Origin of the sequence: Actinomadura scrupuli, assembly GCF_050971785.1 — a bacterium.
Taxonomy (GTDB): Bacteria; Actinomycetota; Actinomycetes; order Streptosporangiales; family Streptosporangiaceae; genus Actinomadura_E; species Actinomadura_E scrupuli.
This window is the reverse complement of sequence record NZ_JBPCCU010000003.1, coordinates 868,343-892,160: the sequence shown is the minus strand read 5'-3', so window position 1 is coordinate 892,160 and position 23,818 is coordinate 868,343. Positions and strand designations below refer to the sequence as shown.

The following is a 23,818-nucleotide window of genomic DNA, read 5'->3' as shown; positions in this document are numbered from 1 at the left end:
GTCCTCCGATGCACGCGTTCACCCGGATCGTCGCCGTCGAGTTCAAGTTGCGCATGCGCGAGAAGATGACCCCCTTCTTCACCATCGCGCTGCCGCTCGGCCTGCTCTTCGCCTTCGGGCTGCTGCCCGGCGCCGACAGACCGGACGAGCATCTGGGCGGTCAGAGCGGCGCCGAGTACATCGCGGCGATCGCCATGGGCGTCACCATCGCGGTGCTCGGCCTCATGATGCTGCCCGGCGTGCTCGCCGACTACCGCGACAAGGGCGTGCTGCGCCGGATGCGGGCCACTCCGGTCCGCCCGGCGTTCCTGCTGCTCGCGCAGGTGGTCATCAACGCCGTGGCCGCCCTGGTGGCGATCGTCGTCCTCATCGTCGTCGGCTCCCTCGCCCTCGGCACGCCGGTGCCGCAGCGGCCGGCCGCCTTCGCGCAGGCCGCGGCGCTCACCGTCGCCTCGATGTTCGCCCTCGGGCTGCTGGTCGCCGCGGTCGCGCCGGACGCCCGCGCGGCGACCGGCATCGCCATGCTGACCTTCTTCCCCAGCATGTTCCTGGCCGGCGTCTACGTCCCCCGCGAGCAGCTTCCCCCGGTGCTGCGCGACATCGGCGACCTCACCCCGCTGGGCGCCGGCCTGCGGGCGATGCGGGACGCCTGGACGGGAGCCGCGCTGCAGCCGGCGCATCTGGCGATAATGGCCGGGTACGCGGTCGTCGCCGGGCTGGCGGCGGCCAGGCTGTTCCGATGGGAGTAGGGACCGTGACCGCTGCGGAGCGGGACGACGAGCTCGAATCCTGGCAGCGGCGCGAGGGCTTCGCCTACCGTGTCCTGCCGCCGCTGCTGCTGGCGATCTCCGTCGTCGTGACCCTGCTGCAGGCGATGCCCGGCGGGTCGCTGCCCATCGTCCTCGGCCTCGCCGTGCTCGCGGCCGGGTGGACCGGGTGGGTGGCCCTCGTGCTGCCGGCGTATGCCGATCGCCCGGCGCCCATGACCGTCTTCTTCACCGGGCTGACGATCCTCTCCGCGCTGCTGGTGATCCGTGCCCCGTGGTTCGGGATCTTCGCCTGGAGCGGCTACCTGTACGCGGTCCGCCTCCCCGGGAGGGCGAAGATCGCGGGAGTGGCGGCGACGGCGGCCGTCATGGGCACCTCACAGCTCGGCGGTCTCCCGGACCTCACCCTGCCGGCCATCGCGACCTGGGCGGTCATCGTCGTCATCAACATGCTGCTGGCCGGGGCGCTCACCTACTTCGCGTGGGCGGGCGACCAGCAGGCCCAGCGGCGCCGGCGGACGATCGACGCGCTGGCGGAGGCGAACGCCAGGCTGGAGACGATGATGGCGGAGAACACCGCGCTGCACGCCCGGCTGGTCACCCAGGCCCGTGCGGCCGGAGTGGCCGAGGAACGCGAGCGGATGGCCCGGGAGATCCACGACACCCTCGCCCAGGGACTCGCCGGCGTGATCACCCAGGTGCAGGCGGCCAAGCAGGCCCGGGACCGGCCGGCCGACCAGGAGCGGCATCTGGACACCGCGGCACAACTGGCCAGGGACAGCCTCTCCGAGGCGCGCCGGTCGGTGCGCGCCCTCGCCCCGGAACCGCTGGAGAACTCCCGGCTGCCCGACGCGCTCGCCGACGTCGCGGCGGGCTGGAGCGCCACCAGCGGGATCGTCGCGGAGATCACCACCACGGGGAACGCCCGGCCGCTGCACCCCGAGGTCGAGGTGACCCTGCTGCGCGCCGCCCAGGAGGCGCTGGCGAACGTGGCCAAGCACGCTGGCGCGACCAGGGTCGGCCTCACGCTGTCGTACATGGAGGACGTGGTGACCCTTGACGTCCGCGACGACGGCGGCGGTTTCGCCCCGGCGCTCGCCAGGACCGGCGACGGTGACGGAGGCTACGGGCTGACCGCCATGCGCCAGCGCGTACGCCGCCTCGCCGGCACGCTGGAGATCGAGTCCGAACCCGGCGGCGGCACCGCGGTCTGCGCCAGCGTCCCCGCGATACCCCGGCAGCCGCGGCGATGACCGGCCCGATCAGGCTGCTGATCGTCGACGACCACCCGGTCGTGCGGGACGGGCTGCGCGGCATGTTCACCGGCGAGCCGGGGTTCGAGGTGCTCGGCGCGGCCGGGGACGGCGCGGAGGCCGTGGCGCTCGCCGGGGCACTGCGGCCCGACGTGATCCTGATGGACCTGCGCATGCCCGGCACCGACGGCGTCACCGCCATCAGGCGGCTGACCGAGCGGGGGATACCGGCCCGGGTGCTCGTGCTCACCACCTACGACACCGACAGCGACGTGCTGCCCGCGATCGAGGCGGGGGCCACCGGTTATCTGCTCAAGGACGCGCAGCAGGACGAGCTCTTCCGCGCCGTCCGGGCCGCCGCCCGCGGGGAGGCGGTGCTCTCGCCCTCGGTCGCCACCCGCCTGCTCGGCCAGGTCCGCGGCCCGAGCAGGGAGCCGCTGAGCCCCCGCGAGCTCGAGGTGCTCACGCTGGTCGCACGGGGAGCGACCAACCGAGAGGCGGCCGCCCGGCTGTTCATCAGCGAGGCCACCGTCAAGACCCACCTGCTGCACATCTACGCCAAGCTCGAGGTCAAGGACCGGGCCGCGGCCGTCGGGGCGGCCTTCGAACGCGGCCTGCTCACGCCCCGAGATCGCAGGTAGTTTCCCGCAGACACGTGCAGGCCGTGGAAAAGCAACGTGGTCCGGCTCGCGGTGAACGGTTCCGCGCCGCCCGCCGGGGAAACTTCCCACAGAGCCCGCGGGGTGCTTAGGGTTACCTGGGTGGACATCCGGCGACACGTCCCCCGAACCGACGCCGTGCTGGCCGACCCCCGACTCCGTACCGCCGAGGAACGTCTCGGCCGTGCGATCGTGAAGACGGCGGTCGCCGGCGCGCAGCGGCGCGCCCGCGACGGTGAGATCGCGCCGCACACGGTGGCGGACGCGGCCGTGGCCGCGCTGCCGGCCTCCGCCGCGAGCCTGCGGCCGGTCCTCAACGCGACCGGCGTGCTGCTGCACACCAACCTCGGCCGGGCGCCGTTGTCGGCCGCCGCCCGGGAGGCCGTCCGCGCGGCGTCGGGCTGCACCGACGTCGAGTACGACCTCGCCACCGGGCTGCGGGGGTCGCGCGGCCGGGGCGCGGTGGAGGCGCTGCTGGCGGCCTGCCCGCCCGCCGAGGCCGCGCACGTGGTCAACAACAACGCCGCCGCGCTCGTCCTGGCCGCCACCGTCCTGGCCGCCGGCCGTGAGATCGTCATCAGCAGGGGCGAGATGGTGGAGATCGGCGACGGCTTCCGCCTCCCCGACCTGCTCGTCTCCACCGGAGCGCGGCTCCGTGAGGTCGGCACCACCAACCGGACCACCGCGGCCGACTACGCCGCCGCGACCGGACCGGACACCGGCTTCATCCTGAAGATCCATCCGTCGAACTTCGTGATCTCGGGGTTCACCGCCGCCGCGGGCATCGCCGAGCTCACCTCGCTGGGCGTCCCCGTCGTCGCCGACATCGGCTCGGGGCTGCTCGCCCCCGAGCCGCTGCTGCCCGCCGAGCCCGACGCCGCCACCGCCCTGCGGCAGGGCGCGGCGCTGGTGACGGCCAGCGGGGACAAGCTCCTCGGCGGCCCGCAGGCGGGGCTGCTCCTGGGCGCCGCCGGCCTCGTCGAGCGGCTGCGCCGGCACCCGCTGGCCCGTGCGCTCAGAGTCGGCAAGATGACCCTCGCCGCCCTGGAGGCCACCGTGCGGGGTCCCGAGCCGCCCGCGGTCCGTCAGCTGCGCGCCGACGTCGCCGGGTTGCGCCGCCGGGCCGAGCGGCTGGCCAAGGAGCTCGCCGAGTACGCCGTCGACGCCCTCGCCGTGGACTCGGTCACCACCGTCGGCGGCGGTGGGGCACCCGGGGTGGAGCTGCCCGGTGCCGCGGTCAGCCTGCCGGAGTCCTACGAGCCCCTGCTCCGGGCGCAGGACGTCGTCGGGCGGATCACGGCCGGCCGGCTGCTGCTCGACCTGCGGGCGGTGGAGCCCGGCGACGATGCCCGTCTGCGGGACGCCGTGCTCGCCGCGGGGCATCATGTCTCCCGCGGGGGGATCGCCTCCCGCATTCCCGGAGAAGAGACCTAGATGCAGGTCGTCGCCACGGCCGGGCACGTGGACCACGGAAAGTCCACGCTGGTGCGCGCGCTCACCGGCATGGAACCCGACCGGTGGGCCGAGGAGCGGCGGCGGGGCATGACCATCGACCTCGGGTTCGCGTGGCGGACGATGCCCTCCGGCCGCCGGCTCGCCTTCGTCGACGTCCCCGGCCACGAGCGCTTCGTCACCAACATGCTCGCCGGAGTGGGCCCGGTCCCTGCGGTCATGATCGTCGTGGCCGCCGACGAGGGCTGGAAGCCGCAGTCCGCCGAGCACCTCGCGGCCGTCGACGCGCTCGGCGTCCGGCACGGCGTGCTCGTGGTGACCCGCTCCGACCTGGCCGATCCGGGCCCGGCGCTGCGCCAGGCGCGCGCCCAGATCGACCGCAGCGGCCTGCGCAACGTCGAGAGCGTCACGGTGAGCGCCACCACGGGGGAGGGGCTCGACCGGCTGGTCGCCGCCCTCGACCGGCTGGCCGTCCGGCTGCCCGTCCCCGATCCCGCCGCCGCGGTGCGGCTCTGGATCGACCGGTCGTTCACCGTCACCGGCAGCGGCACCGTCGTCACCGGCACGCTGCCCGCCGGCACCCTGCGGGAGGGCGACGAGCTGCTGCTCGGAGCGCGGCCGGTCCGGGTCCGCGCCCTGGAGTCGCTCAAGCAGGGCGCCGCAGCCGTCTCGGGCGTGGCCCGCGTGGCGGTCAACCTGCGCGGCGTCGACCGCGCCGACGCCGGGCGGGGGATGGCCCTGGTCACCCCCGGCCGCTGGACGGTCACCGGCTGCGTCGACGTGCGGATCGGCTCGGCCGAGTCGTCGGGCCGGCTCGCCCGCGAGATGATCCTGCACCTCGGGTCGGCGGCCGTGCCGGTGCGGCTGCGGCCGCTCGGGCCCGACACCGCCCGGCTCACCCTCAACACCCCGCTGCCCCTGCACGTGGGCGACCGGGCGCTGCTGCGCGACCCGGGCCGCCGGGTCGTCGCCGGGGTCAGCGTGCTGGACGTACGGCCGCCGCCGCTGACCCGCCGCGGCGCGGGTGCCGCGCGGGCCCGGGAGCTGGCCTCCTGGCCGGACCGGCCGGGCGGCGAGCTGCTGCTGCGCCGCCACGGCGTGCTGCGCCCCGCGGACCTGGAGGTGATGGGCTGCGCGGTGCCCCCCGGAGCCGTACGCCTGGCCGCCGGCTGGGTCGCCGACCCGCGGCACTGGGAGTCGCTGCGCGAACGGCTCACCGCCGAGCTCGCCCGGCACGCCGCCGCCCACCCGCTGGCCCCCGGCATCCCGCTCGAGGCGGCTCGGCTCCGGCTCGGCCTGCCCGCCCGGCAGCTCGTCGCCGAGCTGGCACAGCCGCCGCTGTGGCTGGCGGAGGGCAGGGTCCATGGGCCGTCCGCCGAGCCCGGGCTGCCCGGGCCGGTCGCCGAGGCCCTGAGCCGGCTCCGCCTGCACCTGAGCGCGAAGCCGTTCGCCGCCCCCGACGCCGACCATCTCGCCGAGCTGGGCCTCACCGGGCGGCTGCTGGCCGCCGCGGTCAAGGCCGGGGCGGTGCTCCAGCCCGCGGAGGGCATCGTGCTGCTGCCCGGCGCGGACCGGGAGGCCGCGGCGATCCTCGCGACCCTGCCGCAGCCGTTCACCGCCAGCCAGGCGCGCACCGCGCTGAACACCTCCCGCCGGGTCGTCATCCCGCTGCTCGAGCACCTCGACAGCTGCGGCTTCACCGAGCGCGTCAACGAGCACCGCACCGTGCGCTGAGCCGCACGGCGGGCGAAAATGGGTTGAAGCGGGCAGGCGGTCTCTGGCCTTATAGATCACACGAACTCACCCCGGTGGCGCAGAGGGCCACCGGATCGGGATCTTGGCGGAGAGGAGCTGCAGATGCCGTACGAGACCTTGCGGGGCGGCCGCGTTCCGATCCGCATGTGGACGGACCCGGCGGACGTCGAGGACGTCGCGCTCGACCAGCTGCGCAATGTGGCGAACCTGCCGTGGGTGCAGGGCCTGGCCGTCATGCCCGACGTGCACTACGGCAAGGGCGCCACGGTCGGCTCGGTGATCGCGATGCGCGACGCCGTGTCGCCGGCGGCCGTCGGCGTGGACATCGGCTGCGGCATGACCGCGGTCCGGTCCACCCTCACGGTCGAGGACATGCCGGACGACCTCGGCGGGCTGCGCGGCCGGCTGGAGAAGGCCATTCCGGTGGGCCGCGGCTCGCACAAGTCGGCGATCGACCCCGACGGGCTGCCCGGCCTCAAGGAACGCGGCTGGTACGAGTTCTGGAAGGGCTTCGACGAGCTCGTCCCCTCGGTGCACGGACGGTTCGGCCGGGCACGCGCGCAGATGGGCACGCTCGGCGGCGGCAACCACTTCCTGGAGCTGTGCGCGGACGACGACGGCGCGATCTGGATCGTGCTGCACTCCGGTTCGCGCAACATCGGCAACGAGCTCGCCGAGCACCACGTCGAGGCCGCCCGGAAGCTGCCGCACAACCAGGACCTGCCCGACCGGGATCTGGCGGTGTTCCTCACCGGCACCGCCGCGATGGAGCGCTACCGCCGGGACCTGTTCTGGGCGCAGGAGTACGCGCGGCGCAACCGCGCCGTCATGCTCGCGCTGGCCCAGAACGTGCTGACCAACCGGTTCGGCCCGCGGCGGTGCCGCTGGGACGAGCTGATCTCCTGTCACCACAACTACGTGGCGGAGGAGATCTACGACGGGGTCGAGCTGCTGGTCACCCGCAAGGGCGCCATCCGCGCGGGCGCGGGCGACCTGGGCATCATCCCGGGCTCGATGGCGACCGGGACCTACGTCGTCCGGGGCCTGGGCAACCCCAGGGCCTACAACTCGGCCTCGCACGGGGCCGGGCGGAAGATGAGCCGCACCAAGGCCCGCAGGACCTTCACCGTCGACGACCTCGTGGCACAGACCCGCGGCGTCGAGTGCCGCAAGGACACCGGCGTCATCGACGAGATCCCGGGGGCCTACAAGGACCTGGACGCGGTGATCGAGGCCCAGTCGGACCTGGTCGAGGTGGTCGCCCACCTCCGCCAGCTGATCTGTGTGAAGGGCTGAGGGACATGCGCAGGCGGCAGCGGCCCGGGACCGCCCGGGCCGCCGCCGACGGCATGAAGCTGCATCGCCGGGTCGTCCGGCTGGACGGCCACGACCACACGGTCGTCGGCCTGCGGCCCGGCACGACGGCCCGGTACAGCACCAACCGGTTCCACGAGACCTGGCACGTGCTGTCCGACCGGCACGGCGCCCGGCTGCTGGGCCGGCTCCTGTGGGGGCTGTCCTACCAGTCCAGGCCGGGCACGCTCGTACTGATCGACCGGCCGTTCCTGACCCCCACGCCCTTCGACGCCGACCCGGCCGACCCGATCGTGCTCGTCCCCGGCTGGCACACCCCGCTCGGCGACCGGGCGGCCCGCGACCTCAGGGGCCGGCTGCCGTTCACCACGGCCCCGGCGGGCACCGTCCGCTGGCGGACCTTCGGCCTGGACCACGCGCTGGCCGACGTCCGCGCCTGGCATCAGGACCACGCCCGGGACCGGCCGGCCGCGGACCGCTGGACCGATTCCGGGGCCGTGGACCGCCGGGGCGGGGTGCTCCACCTGCGCCCGGCGTCCCCATGGGAGGCCCGCCGCTGGGCGGTACGCGCCGCCGCGATGGAGCCGGACGGCCCCTACCGGACCACCCACGAGTACTTCGGTGTCTGGGACCACGGTCAGGAGGGCGAGGTCCAGCTCTTCGCCGACTTCCGGCGCCGGGTGGGCGTCGCGCGGCGGGCCCGCGCCGAGGTGCTGGCCGGTCCGGACGCCCCCGCGGACCCCGGCTCGCTGCGGGCCGCGGTCTGGCACCGCGGCGCCGTCCTGTCCGGGGAGGCGGCCCTGCGGGTCCGCGACGGCCGTGAGCTCGGCGCCTGCGCGGCGCGGTGGCTGGCGGTGGCGGGCGTCCACACGCTCGACGAGCTCGCCGAGATCGGACCGGTGACGGCCTACCGGCGGCTGCGGGAGGCGAAGCTGCCGGGTCTCACCCTGAAGATGCTCTGGGCGATGGAGGCCGCGCTCACCTACCGGGACTGGCGGACCGTCCCGGCCCACCGCAAGGCCCTGCTGCTCGCCGAGCTGGATCGGTCCCCGGGCCGGGCCACCCCCGCCTGAGCGGCGGCCGGTGCTCGCCGGGCGGTCGTGTCGTCGTACTCCTCTCTTTCCCCGACCTCCCCGATGGCCGCGCGCAGCATCTCGGCAGGTTGCGGGCGGTCTCCTCGGTCACCGCCGCGCGCCTGGCGGCATCGCGCGGGAGAACCCGGCCGAGGGCGGGCTCGGACGGGCGCCCCCGGAAGTCGCCCGGCGCGGGTGTGCGCCGGGGGAGGACGGGAAGGGATGTCCCGACGCCGGCCGGCGAGAGGACGAGGAGGTGCTCTCCGCATGGACGTGTTGATCGTGGGCGCGGGCCCGGCGGGGCTGATGCTCGCCGGTGACCTGGCCGCGGCCGGGGTCACCTGCGCGGTGCTCGAGCGGCGCGAGGGGGAGTCCAACCTCACCCGCGCCTTCGCCGTGCACGCCCGCACGCTGGAGCAGCTGGACGCGCGGGGCGTCGCCGACGAGCTCAACCGGACCGGCATCCGGCTGGGCAGGCTGCGGTTCCTGGGCGGCGCCCGGCTCGACCTGACCCGGCTGCCGAGCCGGTTCAACCACGTGCTGATAACCCCGCAGTACGAGACCGAACGGGTGCTGGGCGAGCGCGCCCGGGCCCTCGGCGCCGAGATCCGTACCGGCATCGAAGTGATCGGGCTCCGCCAGGACCCGGCCGGCGTCGACGTGGCGGTGCGCCACCGGGACGGCACCACCCGCACGGAGCGCGCGGCCTACGTCGTGGGCGCCGACGGGGTGCGCAGCACCGTGCGGCGGGCGCTGGGCCTGCCGTTCCCGGGCCGGTCGGCGGTGCGGTCGGTGATGCTGGCCGACGTGCGGCTGTCCGACCCGCCGTCCGACGTGCTGACCGCCAACGCGGTCGGGGACGCCTTCGCCTTCCTGGTGCCCTTCGGTGACGGCTGGTATCGCGTCATCGCCTGGAACCGCCGGCATCAGGTGCCCGATGACGCGCCGCTCGACCTGGAGGAGATCCGCGAGGTGGTCCGGCGGGCGCTGGGCACCGACCACGGCATGCACGACCCGCGGTGGATGTCGCGGTTCCACAGCGACGAGCGGCAGGTGCCGCGCTACCAGGTCGGCCGGGTGTTCCTGGTGGGCGATGCCGCGCACGTGCACTCACCGGCCGGGGGCATGGGCATGAACACCAGCATCCAGGACTCGGCCAACCTCGGCTGGAAACTCGCGGCCACGCTCGGCGGCCACGCCCCCGAGGGGCTGCTGGAGACCTACCACACCGAACGCCACCCGGTCGGCCGCCAGGTGCTGCGCACCAGCGGCACCCTGCTGCGCGCCGTCCTGACCGCACCCCGGGTGCTGCGCGCCGCCCGCAACCTCGGCGCCCGCACGGTGACCCGGCTGCGGCCGGTGACCCGGCGCGTCACCGGGGCGATCTCCGGTCTCGACATCGCCTACCCCGCGCGGGACGGCGCGCATCGGCTGGCCGGCCGGCGGGCGCCGGATGTTCCGCTGGGCGATGGGCGGCGGTTGTACGAGGCGTTGCGGACCCGGCGGTTCGTGCTGGTGATGCCCGAGGGCGCGGCCGTGCCGGACTCGGTGCCGGCGGGGTGGGCGGACCGGGTGGAGTGCGCGATGCTGTCCGGTCCCTCCCGCAGCACGGTGCTGGTCCGGCCGGACGCCTACATCGCCTGGGCCACCGACGAACCGCACCCGCAGGCCCGCGCCGACGCCATCGAGGGGGCGCTGAACGCCTGGTGCGGCGCGCCCGCGCAGACCACCACGCCCCAGCCCGCCACCGGGCGGTGACGAGCGGCGCGTCCTACCGGCGGTGCCGTAGCGCCTCCTTCGCCCGCGCGGCCCAGGCCTCCCACCCATGGGCGGCCGGGGCCCGCCGGGCACCGCCCCGGACGGGGGCCGGACCACCCGGCGGCAGCTCCACCGCGATCTCCCCGCCGAGCCGGGCGCCGCCTGCCAGCTCGAGATCGTCGCCGCTCCAGAACCTGCCGGGGTCGTACCAGTTGACCCGGCGCCCGGGAGGCAGCAGCCCCATCGCCTCGTAGGTGACGGCCATGACCTCCGCGCAGTACGCCGTCTCCAGGTCGCCCTCCCGCGGGCCCCTCCGGAACGCGGGCACCCGCCCGCGCAGCCACCGTGAGGCGAGCCGGCTCGTCGAGGGGAAGGGAGTGCCGTCCAGCCGGGCGATGGTGCGCAGGACGGCGTCCTCCATCTCCCGGGTGACCGGGCGGTCGAGCTGGCGCAGCCACCCCCGCTGGCCGTAGCGGGTGCCCCACACGACGACCGCCTCGCGCAGGTCGTGCAGCTGGACGCCGCGCTGGTGGGTGCCCGACCACAGGTCCGGGAGGGACCGGCCGAGCTCCGCGTGCCACATCAGCGGCGGCAGGTCGTCGATGACGACGGACATGCCGACGTGGTTGACCGGGCTGTTGGTGGTCATCTGAATGGCCCGGTCGGCCGCCGAGCGGCCGCGGAACAGCCAGACGTCGCCGGTACGTGTCAGATCCGTGGCCTCGTCGAGGCTGATGCTCTTGCCCGCCATCGCTATAGCCTAGGCACATGCGCTGGTGGAAAATACTCGGTCTCGCGGGCTTCCTCGGTGTCGCCGCCACGGGCGTGGTGATCGCCCGGTCGGAGCGGCGCCGTCGCGCCTACACCCCCGACGAGATCCGGGCGCGGCTGCACACCCGGCTCGCCGAGGCCGCCGGCCCCCCGGATTGACGGGGTCCGGGCCGGCCGTCAGAAGGCGAAGCCGCCGGGCCGGTCGTTGCGGTCGGCGAGCAGCCCCGCCAGGGTCGCGATGGCGATCTCCGGTGGCGTGCGGGAGCCGATGTTGAGCCCCACCGGCCGGTGCACCCGGGCGATGTCGGCGGCGGGGACGCCCAGCTCGGTGAGCGCCGCCACGTGCGGGCCGGGATGGCGCGGGTTGCCCATGACACCGATCCACCGGGCCGGGCGGGTGAGCACCTGCCGCAGCACGCCGCCGAGCTCGGGCCGGTGGTGGTCGGTGACCACGACGTCCGCGCTGCCGTCGAGGTCGGCGGGCGGCTCACCGACGACCAGCACGCCGGGCCGCCGGGCCGCGGCGGCCCGCTCGGCGTCGGGCTCCACCAGCACCCCGCGGAAACCGAGATCGGCGCCGTAGCGCAGCAGGTGGTCGGCCACCGGTGAGGCGAACACCGCCACCAGCGTGCGGTCGCCGGTGCCGGGCGTCACCTCCCCGTGCGCGACCGCGCAGGCCGGGTCGTGTTCCTCCGGAGCGGTCATGGGCACATTCTCCCACCAGCGGCCGTCCCGGACGCGGCCCATCCCGCCGGAACGGAACGGGCCGGGTCCGGGTGGGCGGGTCAGGGCAGGGCGCGGTCGACGAAGGCCAGAACGTCGCCGATGACGACGTCCTGGTCGGTCTCGTTGAAGATCTCGTGCTCGGCGCCCGGGTAGATCCGCTCGGTCAGGTCCCGGCCGCGGATGGTCTCGATGCCGGTCCGGGTGTCGGCCAGCGGGACGAGCCGGTCGTTCTCGCCGTGGATCCAGAGGGTGGGCACGTCGATCGTGCCGCCCGACTCGATGGCCCGCAGGCAGGCGAGGATCGCGGTGACGGTGACGCGCTTGAACGGGCCGTGCCAGACCAGGGGATCGGCGGCGTAGGCCTTGCCGACCTCGGGATCACGGGACAGGGTGCCGGGGTCGATGGGGATGTCGGGCATCGGGTCCAGCGTCACCAGCAGGCCGAGCGCCTCGGACCTGCCGAGGATCGGGCCGGACAGCACCAGCGCGGACAGCTCCGAGCCGTACCGCTGCGCGTAGCGGGCGGCGATCATCCCGCCCATCGAGTGCCCGATGAGCACCACCGGCACGCCGGGATGGTCGCCCTCGGCCCGGGCGACGACGGTACGGAGATCGGTGACGACGTCCTCGAAGTCCTCGATCAGGACCCGCTCACCGGCCGACTCCCCGTGCCCCAGGTGGTCCGGCCCGTACACCGCCGCGCCGTGGCGGTCCAGCGCCTCGGCGACGTGCTGGTAGCGGCCGATGTGCTCGCCGTAGCCGTGGGACAGCACCGCCAGGAAGCGGGGCGCCCCGCGCGGCCACTCCTGGGCGACGATCGTGCCCCGGGTGCCGGGAAAGCGCCATTGATGTGGTCGGGCCATCGAGATCTCCTCCATCGGCGACGATGCATGCCCACCGTGGCCCGGCCGCCCCGGAGAGTCAAGAAGATCCCCGTACGCCCGATCCGGGCGGGCCGGACAGGCCGTACCGTGCCGGATCCGCATAGGCTGGGCGGCATAGGCGGCGGTGTGCAGGCTTTCCTGCGGGGTTCACCAGAGCGGGTGCATCCGAGCAGGGTTCATCAGGAGGAGGACGCCCGTGCTGGTCGATGGCTTCGGGCGGGTGGCGACGGACCTGCGGGTCTCCCTCACCGACAAGTGCAATCTGCGCTGCACCTACTGCATGCCGGCCGAGGGGCTGGACTGGCTGCCGAAACCGCAGCTGCTCACAGACGACGAGGTCGTACGCCTGGTCCGGATCGGAGTGGAGCGGCTCGGGATCACCGAGGTCCGCTACACCGGCGGCGAGCCCCTGCTGCGCCGGGGCCTCGCCGGGATCGTGCGGGCCACGACCGCGCTGCGGCCGCGCCCGCAGGTCTCGCTCACCACCAACGGCATCGGCCTGGACCGGTTGGCGGGCACCCTGCACGAGGCGGGGCTGGACCGGGTCAACGTCTCGCTCGACACGCTGGACCACGAGACCTTCCGTACGCTCTCGCACCGGGACCGGCTCGCCGACGTGCTCACCGGCCTCGACGCGGCCCAGCGGGCCGGGCTGGCCCCCGTCAAGGTCAACACCGTGCTCATGCGCGGGGTGAACGAGCACGAGGCCGTCCCGCTGCTGCGGTACTGCCTCGACCGCGGCTACCAGCTGCGGTTCATCGAGCAGATGCCGCTGGACGCCCAGCACGGCTGGCGCCGCGACACCATGGTGACCGCCGACGAGATCCTCGGCTGGCTGAAGGAGGCCTACGAGCTGGTCCCGGAGGAGCCGGAGGCCCGCGGCAGCGCGCCCGCCGAGGCCTTCCTGGTCGACGGCGGCCCGGCCGTGGTCGGCGTGATCGGCTCCGTCACCCGCCCCTTCTGCGGCGCGTGCGACCGGGTCCGGCTCACCGCCGACGGCCAGATCCGCAACTGCCTGTTCGCGCAGGACGAGTCGAACCTGCGGGACGCGATGCGGGCCGGGGCGGGCGACGACGAGCTGGCGGAGCGATGGCGTGCCGCCGTGCGGGTGAAACGGGCCGGTCACGGCATCGACGACCCGTCCTTCCTGCAGCCCAGCCGCCCAATGTCCGCTATCGGCGGGTGACGGACAGCGTGTTCCGGCCTGAACGCCCGCCGAAGACGGTGAGAATGGGATCGTGAACGACGAGCCCATGGAACACCGGGTCGAGATGACGGTGACGCCCGACGTCGAGGTCGGCGCGTACGCCGCCTTCGTGTCCGTGTGGCGCACACAGGACTGTTTCGTCCTGGACTTCGCCACCGAGGTGCGCCCGCCCGAGGTGACCCAGGACACCGAGGCGGACTCGCTCTACGTGCACGTGCCCGCGCGGGTGGTCTCCCGGGTGCGGATCCCGCCGAGCCAGGTCTGGGAGCTCATGAAGACCCTGGAGCAGAACCTCAGCGCCTACGAGCGGGAGACCGGCAAGAGCGGGCATGTCCAGGAGTGAGCCGGGGCCTTCCCCGGCCGGCACCCGCTATGACGCCGTGGTGCTGGCGGGCGGCGCGGCCCGGCGGCTCGGCGGTGCCGACAAGCCGGGCGCCCTGGTGGGCGGCCGGTCGCTGATCGCGCGGGTGGCCGCCGCCGCGGCGGCCGCGGAGCGCCTGATCATCGTGGGCCCGGCACGGCCCGAGCTGCCGCACGCGCTGGTCGTCCGGGAGGACCCTCCCGGCGCCGGCCCGGTGCCGGCGTTGCGCGCGGGCATGGCAGCGGTCCGGGCTCCGTGGACGGCCCTGCTCGCCGCCGACCTGCCGTTCCTGCGCCCGGCCGACCTCACCGGCCTGTTCGAGGCCGCCCGCGGGCACGCCGGGGCGGTCCTGACCGACACCGGAGGCCACCGGCAGTGGCTGGCCGGAGTGTGGCGCAGTGACGTGCTCAGCACTGCGCTGCGGGACTATGAGGGCGGTTCCCTGCGGGGTCTGCTCGGCCCGCTCGAACCGGCACTGGTGGCGCCCGTCCCAGGTGAGTCCACGGGCGAGTCCACGGAGGAGCCCGTGGGGGAGCCGCCCGCCTGGTTCGACTGTGACACGCCCGCGGACCTCGACCTGGCCGGCCGGCTCGGCGCCCCCGGACGCACGACCGGGGGCCCGGGGACCGGCCGCGGCGTGCGGTAGGCATTCCCCGTCCCGCGGGACGGGCAGCAAGTCGGATACGCGGCCGTCCGGCCGCGAGGGCGGAGGAAGTGGATGCTGGAGGAGTGGCTGGACGTCGTCTGCCTGGAGCTGGACCTGGACCGGGCCTGCGTGGATCGCGACCTGGTGCTGGACCTGGCCCGGGACGTGGCGCACGGAGTGGCCCGTCCCGGAGCGCCGCTGACGGCCTTCCTGCTCGGGCTGGCGGTCGGGCGGGGCGCCGACCCCGGCCCCGCCGCCGCCCGGCTCAGCGAGCTGGCCATGGGCTGGCAGGGGGAGCGGCGGCCGCCCGCGCATCCCGAGTGAGACCCGGCGGCCCGCCCGCGCCGCACCGGCTCCCGAGCGCACGGGCGGTCACAGCGCTCCGCGTTCCGCCGCGTCGAGGTCGCCGAACGGGACCACGTCGCGCAGGAACCCGCGGAGGTCGAGGAAGGCCGACAGGTGCTCGCGGTGGTCGTCGCAGGCCAGCCAGATCTTGCGCCGCTCCGGGGTGTGCACTTTGGGGTTGTTCCAGCGCAGCGCCCAGGTGGCGTCGGCGCGGCAGCCCTTGAAGGAGCACTGCGGAGTCTCTGCAGGTGTATCGGTCACGGGAAGCCAGTCTGGCACCCCCCGGCCCCAGTCCCGCCGCACGCCCGGCGCGCGCCGGCGCCGAAGGCACGACGCCTGCCCCACTCCTCCCGTGATCATGCAGTCAATCGACGATTGATTGCATGATCATGAAGGGGTGGGGTGGTGGGGCCATTGCGTGGCACGGAGGCGGGCGGGTGGGTGGCGGTCACGGCGGTGGCGGGGTCGGCGGGCGGCGGTCACGGGTGGGGCGCGCCTGGGGGCCGGTGGTGGCCGGGGTGGCGGGGCCGGGGGTGGCGTGGCGGATGGTCCGGGCCCGGCCGGCCGCCAGGCCGGGGAGGACCTCCAGGGCGGCGAGGGCGACGGCGATGGCGGCCGGAACGTTCCACGCCCCGCTGACGTCGTGCAGCATGCCGAAGGCGAACGGGCCGGTCGCCGCGATGAGGTAACCGCCGCCCTGGACCATGCCCGACAGCCGCGCGGCGACCTGCGCGTCACCGGCGCGCAGCCCGATGAACGCCAGCGCGAGCGCGAACCCCGCCCCCTGGCCCAGGCCCAGCACGACGGCCGACCCCCAGATCAGGCCGGCGGGCGCCCAGGCGACCCCGGCGAACCCGGCGGCGGTGAGCACCCCGACCGCGACGACGAGCGGGCGCTGGTCGCGCAGCCGCCGGTCGACCGCCGGCACGATCAGGGATCCGATGGCCTGCACGAAACTGGACACCGCCAGGACGAGCCCCGCGTCGGCCTCGCTCAGGCCCCGGTCCTGGCAGATGGTCGGGAGCCAGCCGAAGACCACGTAGGCCAGCAGCGACTGGAGCCCCATGAACGCGGTCACCTGCCAGGCCAGCCGGTCACGCCACAACGGCAGCGGTGTGCCCGTCTCGGCGGGCGGCCGGCCCGCCGCGCGCAGGGCACGCGGCACCCAGGCCAGGCCCGCCAGCACCGCGGGGACGGCCAGCAGCCCGAGGGGGAGCCGCCAGCCGCCGCCGGTCGTGTCCTCAATGGGCACCGCGATCCCGGACGCGATGGCCGCGCCGACGGTGAGGGCGGTGGAGTAGAGGGCCGTGACGAACGTGACGTGACGGGGATGGTCGCGCTTGATGACGGCGGGCAGGGTCACGTTGCAGACGCTGATCGCGATCCCGGCGAGCAGGGTGCCGCCGAACAGCGCGACCAGCGACGGCACGGTGCGCACCAGCAGCCCGGCGGTGAGCAGGGCCATGCCGGCGACCAGCAGCACCTCCCCGCGGAACCGGTGCCGCAGGGCCGGGGCCAGCAGCCCGAAGACGCCGAAGCACAGCACCGGCAGGGTGGTGAGCGCCCCGGCGGTCGCACTGGACAGGCCCAGGCCGGAGCGGATGTCGGTGAGCAGCGGTCCCACGGCGGTGATGGCCGGCCGCAGGTTGAGCGCGACCAGCACGATCAGCCCGAGGGACCAGAGGCCGGTGCGCCGTCGCCCGGCGTTCATGCGTCCCGGTCGCACCGCATCAGGCCTGCTCCCGCCGGACGTCGCTCGCGGCGTCCCTCTTGACGCCGACGCCGCCCAGGAACCAGAAGCGGCTGGAGTCCTCGGGGACGTCGCCCGGCGAGTCGGGGCGCCAGAGCGGGCCGTACTGCAGGCCGGGCTCGACGAACTCGAACCCGTCGAAGAACCGGGCGATCTCCTCGCGGGAGCGTACCTGGGCCTGCCCCTGGGCCACGGCGCGCTGGTAGACCTTCGTCACCGCCGCGGTGGTCGTCTGATGGTCCTGGTGGGTGCCGTGGCTGATCACCAGGTGGCTGCCGGGGGCCAGGGGCGCGCGCAGCCGGTCGGTGATCAGCTCGGGGTGCTGCGCGTCGGGGATGAAGTGCAGGACGGCGACCAGGAGGAGCCCGACGGGGCGATCGAAATCGATCATCTGCTGGACGGTCGGGTGCCCGAGGATCTCGTCCGGCTCGGTGAGGTCCGCCTGGACCACCGCGGCGTTCGGGTTGCCGGCGAGGATGGCGTTGCTGTGCGCGACGGCGACCGGATCGTGATCGACGTAGACCACCCGCGACTCCGGGGCGTACCGCTGGACGATCTCGTGCACGTTGCCCTGCGTCGGGATCCCGGAGCCGACGTCGATGAACTGCCGGATGCCCGCCTCCTCCACCAGGAAGCGGGTCGCCCGGCCCAGGAAGGCGCGGTTGGCCTGCGCGATGGCGCGGGCCTGCGGTTCGATCGCCTCCAGGGTCCGTACGACGTCCCGGTCGGTGGAGAAGTTGTGCGTGCCGCCGAGCAGGTAGTCGTAGATCCGGGCCACACTGGCCTTCGTCGGATCGACTCCGGACGACCAATCGGAGCTGTCCATCCGTTCACCCTCCCAGTAGGTCTGCGATCATGCGACACCGCCCGGGGCCGCATGGGCCCGCGCCAGCATCACCGTGGCGTCGTCCTCGTTCGGGCCGGCGAGCATCTCCTCGACCACGCTGCCGCAGGTGGCGTCGAGCGAGTCCGGGGCGCCGGTCAGCGCCGACAGCAGGGCGCCGATGCCAGCGTCGAGATCGCGGTCGCGCGACTCCACGAGCCCGTCGGTGTACAGCGCCAGCGTCGCCCCGTCGGGGATCGTCACCCGGGTGGACTGGAACCGGGCGTCCCCGAGCCCCAGCGGCAGGCCGGGCGGCCCCTCCAGCAGCTCGCAGCCGCCGCCGGCGTGGATGAGGATCGGCGGCGGATGCCCGGCACGGCTGAAGGTGCACATCCGCTCCGACGGGTCGTAGAGCGCGCACAGGCAGGTCGCGAACTGCACCGGCCCGAGGTTGGGCGCGATCCGGTCCAGCCAGGTGAGCACCTCGGCCGGCCCCAGGCCGAGCGTGGCGAGCGTCCGCGCGGACGCCCGCAGCTGCACCATGGCGGCCGCGGCCTCCGAGCCGTGTCCCATCGCGTCACCGATGATGAGCACGGCGCGCTCCTCAGTGAGCGGGATCACGTCGTACCAGTCGCCGCCGACCAGGCTGGTGCTGCCGGCGGGCAGATACCGGTGGGCGATCTCCAGCCCCGGCACGGCGTCCAGCGCCCCGGGGAGCAGGCTGGCCTGCAGCGCCCGCGCGGCGGCCCGTTCCCGCCCGTACAGCCGGGCGTTGTCGAGGCAGCGGGCCGCGTGGGCGGCGATCTCTCCCGCGAGCCGCACCTCGCCGCCGGAGAACGGCTCGGAACGCCGGCCGCGCGCGAACGTCACGAACCCCAGCCCCGTGGTGCCGACCATGAGCGGGACGACCACGAAGTCGGTGAGATCTCGAAGCCGCCGCAGGGCCTCCGACCCGCCGGCATGACCGATCCGCTCGAGGTCGCGCTGCCCCAGCGCGCTGAACCGCTGCGGGGCGCCGGTGTTCACGCAGACGGCGTACGGGCTGTCGGCCGCGATCACGACCACCTCACCGGTGGCCAGCCAGGCCTCGAGGTCCACGCCGGACGCGCCCACCGCGATCCGGCGGGCCTCGATCGACCTGCCGTCGGCCGGCGGGGGCACCTCCTCGCCGAGGATCAGGTGCTCCACCAGGTACACGCCGACTGCGTCGGCGAACCGCCGGAGCGCCACCTCGACCAGGTGACGGGCCACCTGCCGCATGTCCAGGGTGGCGGCCATCAGCGTGCCGGCCTCGTGCAGCAGAGCCAGCCGCGCGTCCCCGGCCGCGGTCGGCCGGTGCGCGCCACCGCCCGGACCATCGTCCTCGAGGTCGGGCAGCACCGTTCACTCTCCTACCGGGACGTGGCACGGGTCGGAAGGCCGGGGGACGGCTCGGTACAGCCGCGGATCAAGATCTTGCTACGCACCCATCCTGGACGCAACCGCAGCAAGCTTCGGCAAATCGGTCCTCAGGCTATCTCGCGCGACCGCCCCAAGGTGGGGACGATGCGATGATCGATCTTCTACGCTTCAGGTATTTGATCTCGGTTCGTACTGATGACAACCGTTTGCATGAGGAGAAACCGCGTGGACGACTTCCGGCCGGCGACCACCGCCGAGCATCTGTTGTGGCTGCTCGGCGAGCACGGGGTCGAGCATCTGTTCCTCAACCCCGGCACGGACTCGGCCCCGCTCCAGGAGGCGGCCGCCGTGCTCACCGACGCCAAGGTCACCATCCCCCGGATCATCATCTGCTCGTTCGAGTCGGTCGCGCTGGCCGCCGCCCACGGGTACTACCAGGTGACCCGGCGGCCGCAGTGCGTCTTCGTGCACGTCGACGTGGGCACCCAGAACCTCGGCGCCATGATGCACAACGTGATGCGCGACCGCGCCGGGGTGATCGTCATCGCCGGCAAGACGCCGTACGGCGAGGATCCGGACTCCGTTGGAGGCCGTTCGCACACCATCCACTGGCAGCAGGACGTGCCCGACCAGGCGGGGATCGTCCGCGGTTACGCCAAGTGGGTGATGGAGATCACCCGGGCGGACATGCTGCCCAGGGCCATCGGCCGGGCGGTGCAGGTGGCCACCGGCGGCCGGCCGGGCGCGGCCTACCTCATGGTCTCCCGCGACGTCCTGATGGACCCGCCGGCCCGCGACCTCGGCCGTACGACCGGGTACGCGGTGGCGCGCCCGCCGGCCGCCGACGCCGAGACGGTGCGCTGGATCGCCGATCGGCTGACCGCGGCCGAGCGCCCGCTGCTCATCACCTCGAAGGTGGGACGCCGGCCGGAGGGCTTCGCCGCCGTGACACGGCTGGCCGACCTCGCCGGCGTCCGCGTCATCGACACCGCCGAGAGCGGCTGCGTGAACATCGCCTCCTCCCATCCGATGCGCGCGGGGTCGGCCGCGGAGGCACAGCGGCTCGTCCGGGACTCCGACGTGATCCTCGTCGCCGACTGCGACGTGCCCTGGATCCCGAAGTTCACCCGGCCCGCGGACGACGCCACGGTCATCCACCTCGACGCCGACCCGCTGAGGACCGACATGCCGTTGTGGACCTTCCCGGTCGACCTGGCGGTGACCGCGGACGGGGCGACGGCGCTCGGCCAGCTGGTGCGGCATCTGGAGGAGTCCGGAGCCGAGCGCCCGGAGCGTCCCCCGGTGCCCCGCACGGCTCCCGCCGCTCCCGCCGCCGGGGCGGAGGGGCCGATCACCGCCCTGGAGGCGGTCGAGGCGCTGAACTCGCTCCTGGGCCAGGACGACATCGTGGTGGAGGAGGCGGTCACCAGCGCCGGTGCGCTCCATCAGGCCCTGGAGCGCGGCCTGCCGGGCACGCTGTACGGCACGGGCAGCCCGGGCCTGGGCTGGGGCCTCGGCGGCGCCGTCGGTGTCAGCCTGGCGTCGCCGGGGCGCCGGGTGGTGACCGTGGTGGGCGACGGCAGCTTCATGTTCGGCGTCCCCACGGCGGCGCTGTGCCTGGCCGCCGAGGTGGACGCGCCGATCCTGGCGGTCGTGCTGAACAACGACGGTTACCGGGCGAGCAGGCTCCCGGTCTTCGAGCTCTTTCCCGAGGGGCTGTCGGCCGCGCAGGGCGACGCGGTGGGCACGCGGTTCAGCCGGCCGCCCGACTTCGCCGCGGTGGCCCGCGCCTGCCACGCCGACGGCGAGCGGGTACGCGATCGCGCCGAGCTGATCCCGGCCCTGCGGCGCGGTCTGGAGGCCGTCGACGCCGGGCGGTCGGCGGTCGTCGACGTGCACATCACGCGGAGCGGCCCACCCGCCGGCGGCCCGCGGAACCGCGGGCCGCCGGGAGCGATCCTGCCTGACGTCCCGCGCCGGTCGTCAGGCCGGTCACCGGTCCCCCCGGTGAGGTCGTCTGGCCCGCCTCGTCGGGCGGGATGTCCGTGGTGCCGTCACGGATGAAGCCGGGGGAGCGCGGCACGAAGGGCGCCAGCAGCCCGATGACCCGGGTGGCCGCCCCGGCCGGGTCGCCGCAGGGCGCGAGCGGCGTGCCCGACGAGCAACCGAACCAGGGCTCGGTGACCCCGGGGCCGGGCATCACGCTGACGCTCTCCCCGACGCCCGGCAGTGCCGGGTGCCATACGCGCAGCCGCGGCAGGCCGCCGTCGCCGCGCCGTGCGCACTCGAAGCCGGCGCCGCGCAGGGGCCCGGCCAGCCGGTCGAGATCGGCGGTGGCATCGGCTCGCACCGGCTCCGCCACGGTCCCCGCCGGACGCGGCGACCGTGCCGTCAGGTGCCGGTCCGCGCCGTCGCCCCGGGGGCGGCCCTGTTCCGTCATGGGCGGGCGCGGGGGCCGTTGTGATCACGCGGCTGGTTCAGGCCGGCCACCATGGCGCCGGCCACGTGCCCGTCCATCTTGACCAGCACGGCGGGGCGGCCCGCCGGATCGACATAGGGCGAGATCGTGCAGGTGCCGTCCACCCCGCGCTGGCCGAGCCACTGATGGATCGCCTTCTCCAGGTCACCGGCGAGCTGGAGGGCCTGCCGGTCACTGTCCCTGAGATAGCGCATGCCGACCTTTCCCCTGGTCAGATCCCAGCGGTGCATGGAGCCGCGTGGCTCGTGCGATGCCCGCGGATGTAACTGTCGACGAGCACGGGCGGCCCAGAGTGCAGCGGCTGGCGGCTGGGGTGTGGCCGCGTGCTGATCCCGGGGTGATGGAGCCAATCGCTCGGACCGGTTCCATGAGCACCATCTTGTGTTGTCGCGCTCTCAAGCGCAAGCTCATTTGATAAGCCAAATGAAAGAACAATCAACTGCACGAACAAATGCACGTGCAGGAGCTATCGTGAACTGGCCTGACCGGCGCCGGTAGCAGCACCGGTGCCGGCACCGACACGAGGAGAGAGGGCCGATGTCGCACCCCTACAACGGCATGCCCGCCTCACGGCTGCGGGGGGCCGTCTGGCACAAGAGCGGCCACAGCAATCCGAACGGGAGCTGCCTGGAGGTGGCGGAACTGCAGGACGGAGTGGTCGCCGTCCGTAACTCGCGCGATCCCGGTGGCCCGGCGCTCATCTACACCCCGGCCGAGATCACGGCTTTCCTCCGGGGCGCGAAGGACGGTGAGTTCGACTATCTGATCCGCTAGGTTCCCGATCGGTGCTGTAGCACACAGTGCTCGCCCGTACGCCTGCGAGTGCAGATGTGATATCAACAGCACTATCGGGACGACAGTGCGCCATGGGACACCGGGCAGAATCGTCCGGTTGCCCGGCGCGGGGCGGGAACGCACGACCGCGCACGGGGCGTGAGCCCGGCGGCTGGCCGTGCGGTGGAGACCGGAGAGTGGGAGACGTGAGCGGGTCTACCGCGGGGCCTGACCGGCCCGACGACGCATTCCAGAACGCTGATCGGCCGGGAGAGGGCGCTCCGGCCATGGGGACCGGCGGCCCCCGGGGCGGGCCCACGGCGCTGCGGATCATGCTGGGCGCACAGATGCGCAGGCTCCGCGAGACCAGGCGGCTCACCCGTGAGGAGGCCGCGGACGCGATCCGCGCCACCCACTCCAAGATCAGCCGGCTGGAGCTGGGGCGCAGCGGCTTCAAGCAGCGCGACGTCGCCGATCTGCTGACGCTGTACGGCATCACCGGCGAGGAGGAGCGCGAGGCGCTCCTGGCGCTCGCCCGGCAGGCCAGCACCCCGGGCTGGTGGCACCAGTACGGCGACATCCTGCCCGCCTGGTTCGAGGTCTACGTCGGGCTGGAGGCGGCCGCCTCGGTCATCCGCAGCTACGAGATGCAGTTCGTGCACGGGCTGATGCAGACCGAGGACTACGCCCGTGCCGTCATCATGATCGCGAACTCGCACGCTCCGGCCGAGGAGATCGACCGCCGCGTCGACCTGCGGATGAGGCGCCGTCAGCTGCTCACCCAGCCGGGCGGCCCCAAGCTGTGGGCGGTGCTGGACGAGGCGGCGCTGCGGCGGTCGCCGGGCGGGCGCGAGGTGCTCCGCGGTCAGCTGAAGCACCTGCTCGAGCTCACCGCGCTGCAGAACGTCACCCTCCAGATCGTCCCGTTCCACGCCGGTGCCCACGCGGCGGCCGGCGGCCCCTTCACCATCCTGCGGTTCGCCGAGCCGGACCTGCCCGACGTGGTCTACCTCGAGCAGCTCAACAGCGCCCTCTACCTCGACAAGCGCGAGCAGCTCAACGACTACATGAGCACCATGGACCGGCTGTGCGTGCAGGCGGAGAACACCGCAGGCACCAGGCGCATGCTCGGCACGCTGCTCGACGAGCTCTGACGGCCGCCGATGACCAGGGTGTCGCGGTGGGCGCACGTGGGCTATCTCGGTGCCTGCGAGGCCGCCCTGCAGTCCTTCGGCGTGGAGATCGCGGCGGTCGACGCCGGCGACGAGGGCCTGCGGACGGGGTCCATCGAGGCGCTGGTGCTCGGGAGCCGGGGCCGCGTCGAGCTGCTGGACCTGGGCTGGACCGAGGAGCACGGCTGGGGTTACTCCCGCAAGGCCGAGGACTTCCCCGCGGCCGAGACCTACACCCACGGCCAGTTCGGCGGCGAGGTGCTGCCCGAGCCCGACCGGTTCGCCGGGCTCGTCGTGCGGATCGCCGCGGGGGAGGAGCTCGCCGACCACGTCCCCGGCGAGCCGCTGCGCTACCGCTCGGCGGCCGACGACGACGGCTTCGCCGAGGGGCTGCTGGCCTACGACCCCGCGGGTACGGACCGGGCCGGCCGTTGACCTCCGGGGCGCC

General features: G+C 74.3%; 24 protein-coding genes and 1 pseudogene. 17 read left to right on the top strand and 8 right to left on the bottom strand.

Annotation, left to right across the window (positions count from 1 at the left end):
* Positions 1-8: 8 nt before the first annotated feature.
* From ACRYCC_RS18445 to ACRYCC_RS18410, 8 genes are all read left to right on the top strand, one after another.
* Positions 9-749, top strand: coding sequence for an ABC transporter permease (locus ACRYCC_RS18445; RefSeq protein ID WP_433813612.1), 741 nt, complete (start codon positions 9-11; stop codon positions 747-749).
* A 5-nt stretch (positions 750-754) separates the two neighbouring features.
* Positions 755-2,020: a sensor histidine kinase gene (locus ACRYCC_RS18440; protein ID WP_433813610.1), complete on the top strand. Its 1,266-nt coding sequence runs from the start codon at positions 755-757 to the stop codon at positions 2,018-2,020.
* Positions 2,017-2,661 carry a response regulator gene (locus tag ACRYCC_RS18435; protein WP_433813609.1) on the top strand — a complete coding sequence of 215 codons (645 nt, stop codon included), beginning with the start codon at positions 2,017-2,019 and terminating at the stop codon, positions 2,659-2,661. Before ACRYCC_RS18440 ends, ACRYCC_RS18435 begins: the two co-directional genes overlap by 4 nt.
* Before the next feature lie 120 nt (positions 2,662-2,781).
* Complete coding sequence (gene selA, locus ACRYCC_RS18430; protein ID WP_433813607.1) at positions 2,782-4,113, top strand: L-seryl-tRNA(Sec) selenium transferase; 1,332 nt, start codon at positions 2,782-2,784, stop codon at positions 4,111-4,113.
* Positions 4,114-5,865, top strand: coding sequence for a selenocysteine-specific translation elongation factor (gene selB / locus ACRYCC_RS18425; RefSeq protein WP_433813605.1), 1,752 nt, complete (start codon positions 4,114-4,116; stop codon positions 5,863-5,865).
* Positions 5,866-5,988: 123 nt separating this feature from the next.
* Positions 5,989-7,182, top strand: coding sequence for an RtcB family protein (locus ACRYCC_RS18420; protein WP_433813603.1), 1,194 nt, complete (start codon positions 5,989-5,991; stop codon positions 7,180-7,182).
* A 5-nt stretch (positions 7,183-7,187) separates the two neighbouring features.
* Positions 7,188-8,273, top strand: a complete 1,086-nt coding sequence (locus ACRYCC_RS18415; RefSeq protein WP_433813601.1) for a TfoX/Sxy family DNA transformation protein — start codon at positions 7,188-7,190, stop codon at positions 8,271-8,273.
* Between the two features lie 267 nt (positions 8,274-8,540).
* Positions 8,541-10,031: an FAD-dependent monooxygenase gene (locus ACRYCC_RS18410; protein WP_433813600.1), complete on the top strand. Its 1,491-nt coding sequence runs from the start codon at positions 8,541-8,543 to the stop codon at positions 10,029-10,031.
* A gap of 121 nt (positions 10,032-10,152) precedes the next feature.
* Here ACRYCC_RS18410 and ACRYCC_RS18405 read toward each other — a convergent pair.
* A pseudogene (locus ACRYCC_RS18405) lies at positions 10,153-10,782 on the bottom strand (hypothetical protein); the annotation flags it as partial.
* 17 nt (positions 10,783-10,799) lie between these two features.
* Between ACRYCC_RS18405 and ACRYCC_RS18400 the strand changes: the two are divergent.
* A complete protein-coding gene (locus tag ACRYCC_RS18400; protein ID WP_433813598.1) occupies positions 10,800-10,961 on the top strand; it encodes a hypothetical protein in 162 nt (53 codons plus the stop codon).
* An 18-nt stretch (positions 10,962-10,979) separates the two neighbouring features.
* Here the strand turns inward: ACRYCC_RS18400 and ACRYCC_RS18395 are convergent, their stop codons facing one another.
* Together ACRYCC_RS18395 and ACRYCC_RS18390 are read right to left on the bottom strand one after the other, a co-directional pair.
* Complete coding sequence (locus ACRYCC_RS18395; protein ID WP_433813596.1) at positions 10,980-11,507, bottom strand: XdhC family protein; 528 nt, start codon at positions 11,505-11,507, stop codon at positions 10,980-10,982.
* 80 nt (positions 11,508-11,587) lie between these two features.
* Positions 11,588-12,391 (bottom strand): alpha/beta hydrolase, encoded by an 804-nt coding sequence (locus tag ACRYCC_RS18390; RefSeq protein ID WP_433813594.1) that lies wholly within the window; start codon positions 12,389-12,391, stop codon positions 11,588-11,590.
* A 217-nt stretch (positions 12,392-12,608) separates the two neighbouring features.
* Between ACRYCC_RS18390 and moaA the strand changes: the two genes are divergently transcribed.
* From moaA to ACRYCC_RS18370, 4 genes are all read left to right on the top strand, one after another.
* Entirely contained in the window at positions 12,609-13,598 is a 990-nt protein-coding gene (gene moaA / locus ACRYCC_RS18385; RefSeq protein WP_433813593.1) for a GTP 3',8-cyclase MoaA, read from the top strand.
* Between the two features lie 52 nt (positions 13,599-13,650).
* Positions 13,651-13,962 carry a DUF3467 domain-containing protein gene (locus tag ACRYCC_RS18380; RefSeq protein WP_433813591.1) on the top strand — a complete coding sequence of 104 codons (312 nt, stop codon included), beginning with the start codon at positions 13,651-13,653 and terminating at the stop codon, positions 13,960-13,962.
* A complete protein-coding gene (gene mobA / locus ACRYCC_RS18375; protein ID WP_433813589.1) occupies positions 13,949-14,626 on the top strand; it encodes a molybdenum cofactor guanylyltransferase in 678 nt (225 codons plus the stop codon). The genes ACRYCC_RS18380 and mobA overlap by 14 nt, the downstream gene beginning before the upstream one ends.
* A 72-nt stretch (positions 14,627-14,698) precedes the next feature.
* A complete protein-coding gene (locus tag ACRYCC_RS18370; protein WP_433813587.1) occupies positions 14,699-14,950 on the top strand; it encodes a DUF6457 domain-containing protein in 252 nt (83 codons plus the stop codon).
* Positions 14,951-14,998: 48 nt separating this feature from the next.
* Here ACRYCC_RS18370 and ACRYCC_RS18365 read toward each other — a convergent pair whose 3' ends face one another.
* The 4 genes from ACRYCC_RS18365 to ACRYCC_RS18350 form a co-directional block, all read right to left on the bottom strand.
* Positions 14,999-15,232: a hypothetical protein gene (locus ACRYCC_RS18365; RefSeq protein ID WP_433813586.1), complete on the bottom strand. Its 234-nt coding sequence runs from the start codon at positions 15,230-15,232 to the stop codon at positions 14,999-15,001.
* Positions 15,233-15,419: 187 nt separating this feature from the next.
* Positions 15,420-16,682 carry a CynX/NimT family MFS transporter gene (locus ACRYCC_RS18360; protein WP_433813584.1) on the bottom strand — a complete coding sequence of 421 codons (1,263 nt, stop codon included), beginning with the start codon at positions 16,680-16,682 and terminating at the stop codon, positions 15,420-15,422.
* A gap of 19 nt (positions 16,683-16,701) precedes the next feature.
* Positions 16,702-17,547: an SAM-dependent methyltransferase gene (locus ACRYCC_RS18355; protein WP_433813582.1), complete on the bottom strand. Its 846-nt coding sequence runs from the start codon at positions 17,545-17,547 to the stop codon at positions 16,702-16,704.
* Between the two features lie 27 nt (positions 17,548-17,574).
* Positions 17,575-18,924 (bottom strand): PP2C family protein-serine/threonine phosphatase, encoded by a 1,350-nt coding sequence (locus tag ACRYCC_RS18350; RefSeq protein WP_433813581.1) that lies wholly within the window; start codon positions 18,922-18,924, stop codon positions 17,575-17,577.
* A 246-nt stretch (positions 18,925-19,170) separates the two neighbouring features.
* Between ACRYCC_RS18350 and ACRYCC_RS18345 the strand changes: the two genes are divergently transcribed.
* On the top strand, positions 19,171-21,009 hold the full coding sequence (locus tag ACRYCC_RS18345) for a thiamine pyrophosphate-requiring protein (RefSeq protein ID WP_433813580.1): 1,839 nt from the start codon (positions 19,171-19,173) through the stop codon (positions 21,007-21,009).
* A gap of 372 nt (positions 21,010-21,381) precedes the next feature.
* Here ACRYCC_RS18345 and ACRYCC_RS18340 read toward each other — a convergent pair whose 3' ends face one another.
* Entirely contained in the window at positions 21,382-21,618 is a 237-nt protein-coding gene (locus tag ACRYCC_RS18340) for a hypothetical protein (protein ID WP_433813578.1), read from the bottom strand.
* 343 nt (positions 21,619-21,961) lie between these two features.
* Between ACRYCC_RS18340 and ACRYCC_RS18335 the strand changes: the two genes are divergently transcribed.
* The 3 genes from ACRYCC_RS18335 (at position 21,962) to ACRYCC_RS18325 (ending at position 23,805) form a co-directional block, all read left to right on the top strand.
* Positions 21,962-22,198, top strand: coding sequence for a DUF397 domain-containing protein (locus ACRYCC_RS18335; protein ID WP_433813576.1), 237 nt, complete (start codon positions 21,962-21,964; stop codon positions 22,196-22,198).
* A 287-nt stretch (positions 22,199-22,485) separates the two neighbouring features.
* Positions 22,486-23,352, top strand: coding sequence for a Sco1979 family transcriptional regulator (locus tag ACRYCC_RS18330; RefSeq protein ID WP_433813922.1), 867 nt, complete (start codon positions 22,486-22,488; stop codon positions 23,350-23,352).
* A 9-nt stretch (positions 23,353-23,361) separates the two neighbouring features.
* Complete coding sequence (locus tag ACRYCC_RS18325; protein ID WP_433813574.1) at positions 23,362-23,805, top strand: hypothetical protein; 444 nt, start codon at positions 23,362-23,364, stop codon at positions 23,803-23,805.
* Positions 23,806-23,818 lie beyond the last annotated feature (13 nt).

Coding starts and splice junctions, on each gene's coding strand:
- ACRYCC_RS18360 (WP_433813584.1), bottom strand. CDS start 16,682: ATGAACGCCGGGCGACGGCGCACCGGCCTCTGGTCCCTCGGGCTGATC.
- ACRYCC_RS18435 (WP_433813609.1), top strand. CDS start 2,017: ATGACCGGCCCGATCAGGCTGCTGATCGTCGACGACCACCCGGTCGTG.
- mobA (WP_433813589.1), top strand. CDS start 13,949: ATGTCCAGGAGTGAGCCGGGGCCTTCCCCGGCCGGCACCCGCTATGAC.
- ACRYCC_RS18335 (WP_433813576.1), top strand. CDS start 21,962: ATGTCGCACCCCTACAACGGCATGCCCGCCTCACGGCTGCGGGGGGCC.
- ACRYCC_RS18420 (WP_433813603.1), top strand. CDS start 5,989: ATGCCGTACGAGACCTTGCGGGGCGGCCGCGTTCCGATCCGCATGTGG.
- ACRYCC_RS18370 (WP_433813587.1), top strand. CDS start 14,699: ATGCTGGAGGAGTGGCTGGACGTCGTCTGCCTGGAGCTGGACCTGGAC.
- ACRYCC_RS18325 (WP_433813574.1), top strand. CDS start 23,362: ATGACCAGGGTGTCGCGGTGGGCGCACGTGGGCTATCTCGGTGCCTGC.
- ACRYCC_RS18355 (WP_433813582.1), bottom strand. CDS start 17,547: ATGGACAGCTCCGATTGGTCGTCCGGAGTCGATCCGACGAAGGCCAGT.
- ACRYCC_RS18445 (WP_433813612.1), top strand. CDS start 9: ATGCACGCGTTCACCCGGATCGTCGCCGTCGAGTTCAAGTTGCGCATG.
- ACRYCC_RS18410 (WP_433813600.1), top strand. CDS start 8,541: ATGGACGTGTTGATCGTGGGCGCGGGCCCGGCGGGGCTGATGCTCGCC.
- selB (WP_433813605.1), top strand. CDS start 4,114: ATGCAGGTCGTCGCCACGGCCGGGCACGTGGACCACGGAAAGTCCACG.
- ACRYCC_RS18415 (WP_433813601.1), top strand. CDS start 7,188: ATGCGCAGGCGGCAGCGGCCCGGGACCGCCCGGGCCGCCGCCGACGGC.
- ACRYCC_RS18390 (WP_433813594.1), bottom strand. CDS start 12,391: ATGGCCCGACCACATCAATGGCGCTTTCCCGGCACCCGGGGCACGATC.
- ACRYCC_RS18400 (WP_433813598.1), top strand. CDS start 10,800: ATGCGCTGGTGGAAAATACTCGGTCTCGCGGGCTTCCTCGGTGTCGCC.
- ACRYCC_RS18395 (WP_433813596.1), bottom strand. CDS start 11,507: ATGACCGCTCCGGAGGAACACGACCCGGCCTGCGCGGTCGCGCACGGG.
- ACRYCC_RS18330 (WP_433813922.1), top strand. CDS start 22,486: ATGGGGACCGGCGGCCCCCGGGGCGGGCCCACGGCGCTGCGGATCATG.
- ACRYCC_RS18340 (WP_433813578.1), bottom strand. CDS start 21,618: ATGCGCTATCTCAGGGACAGTGACCGGCAGGCCCTCCAGCTCGCCGGT.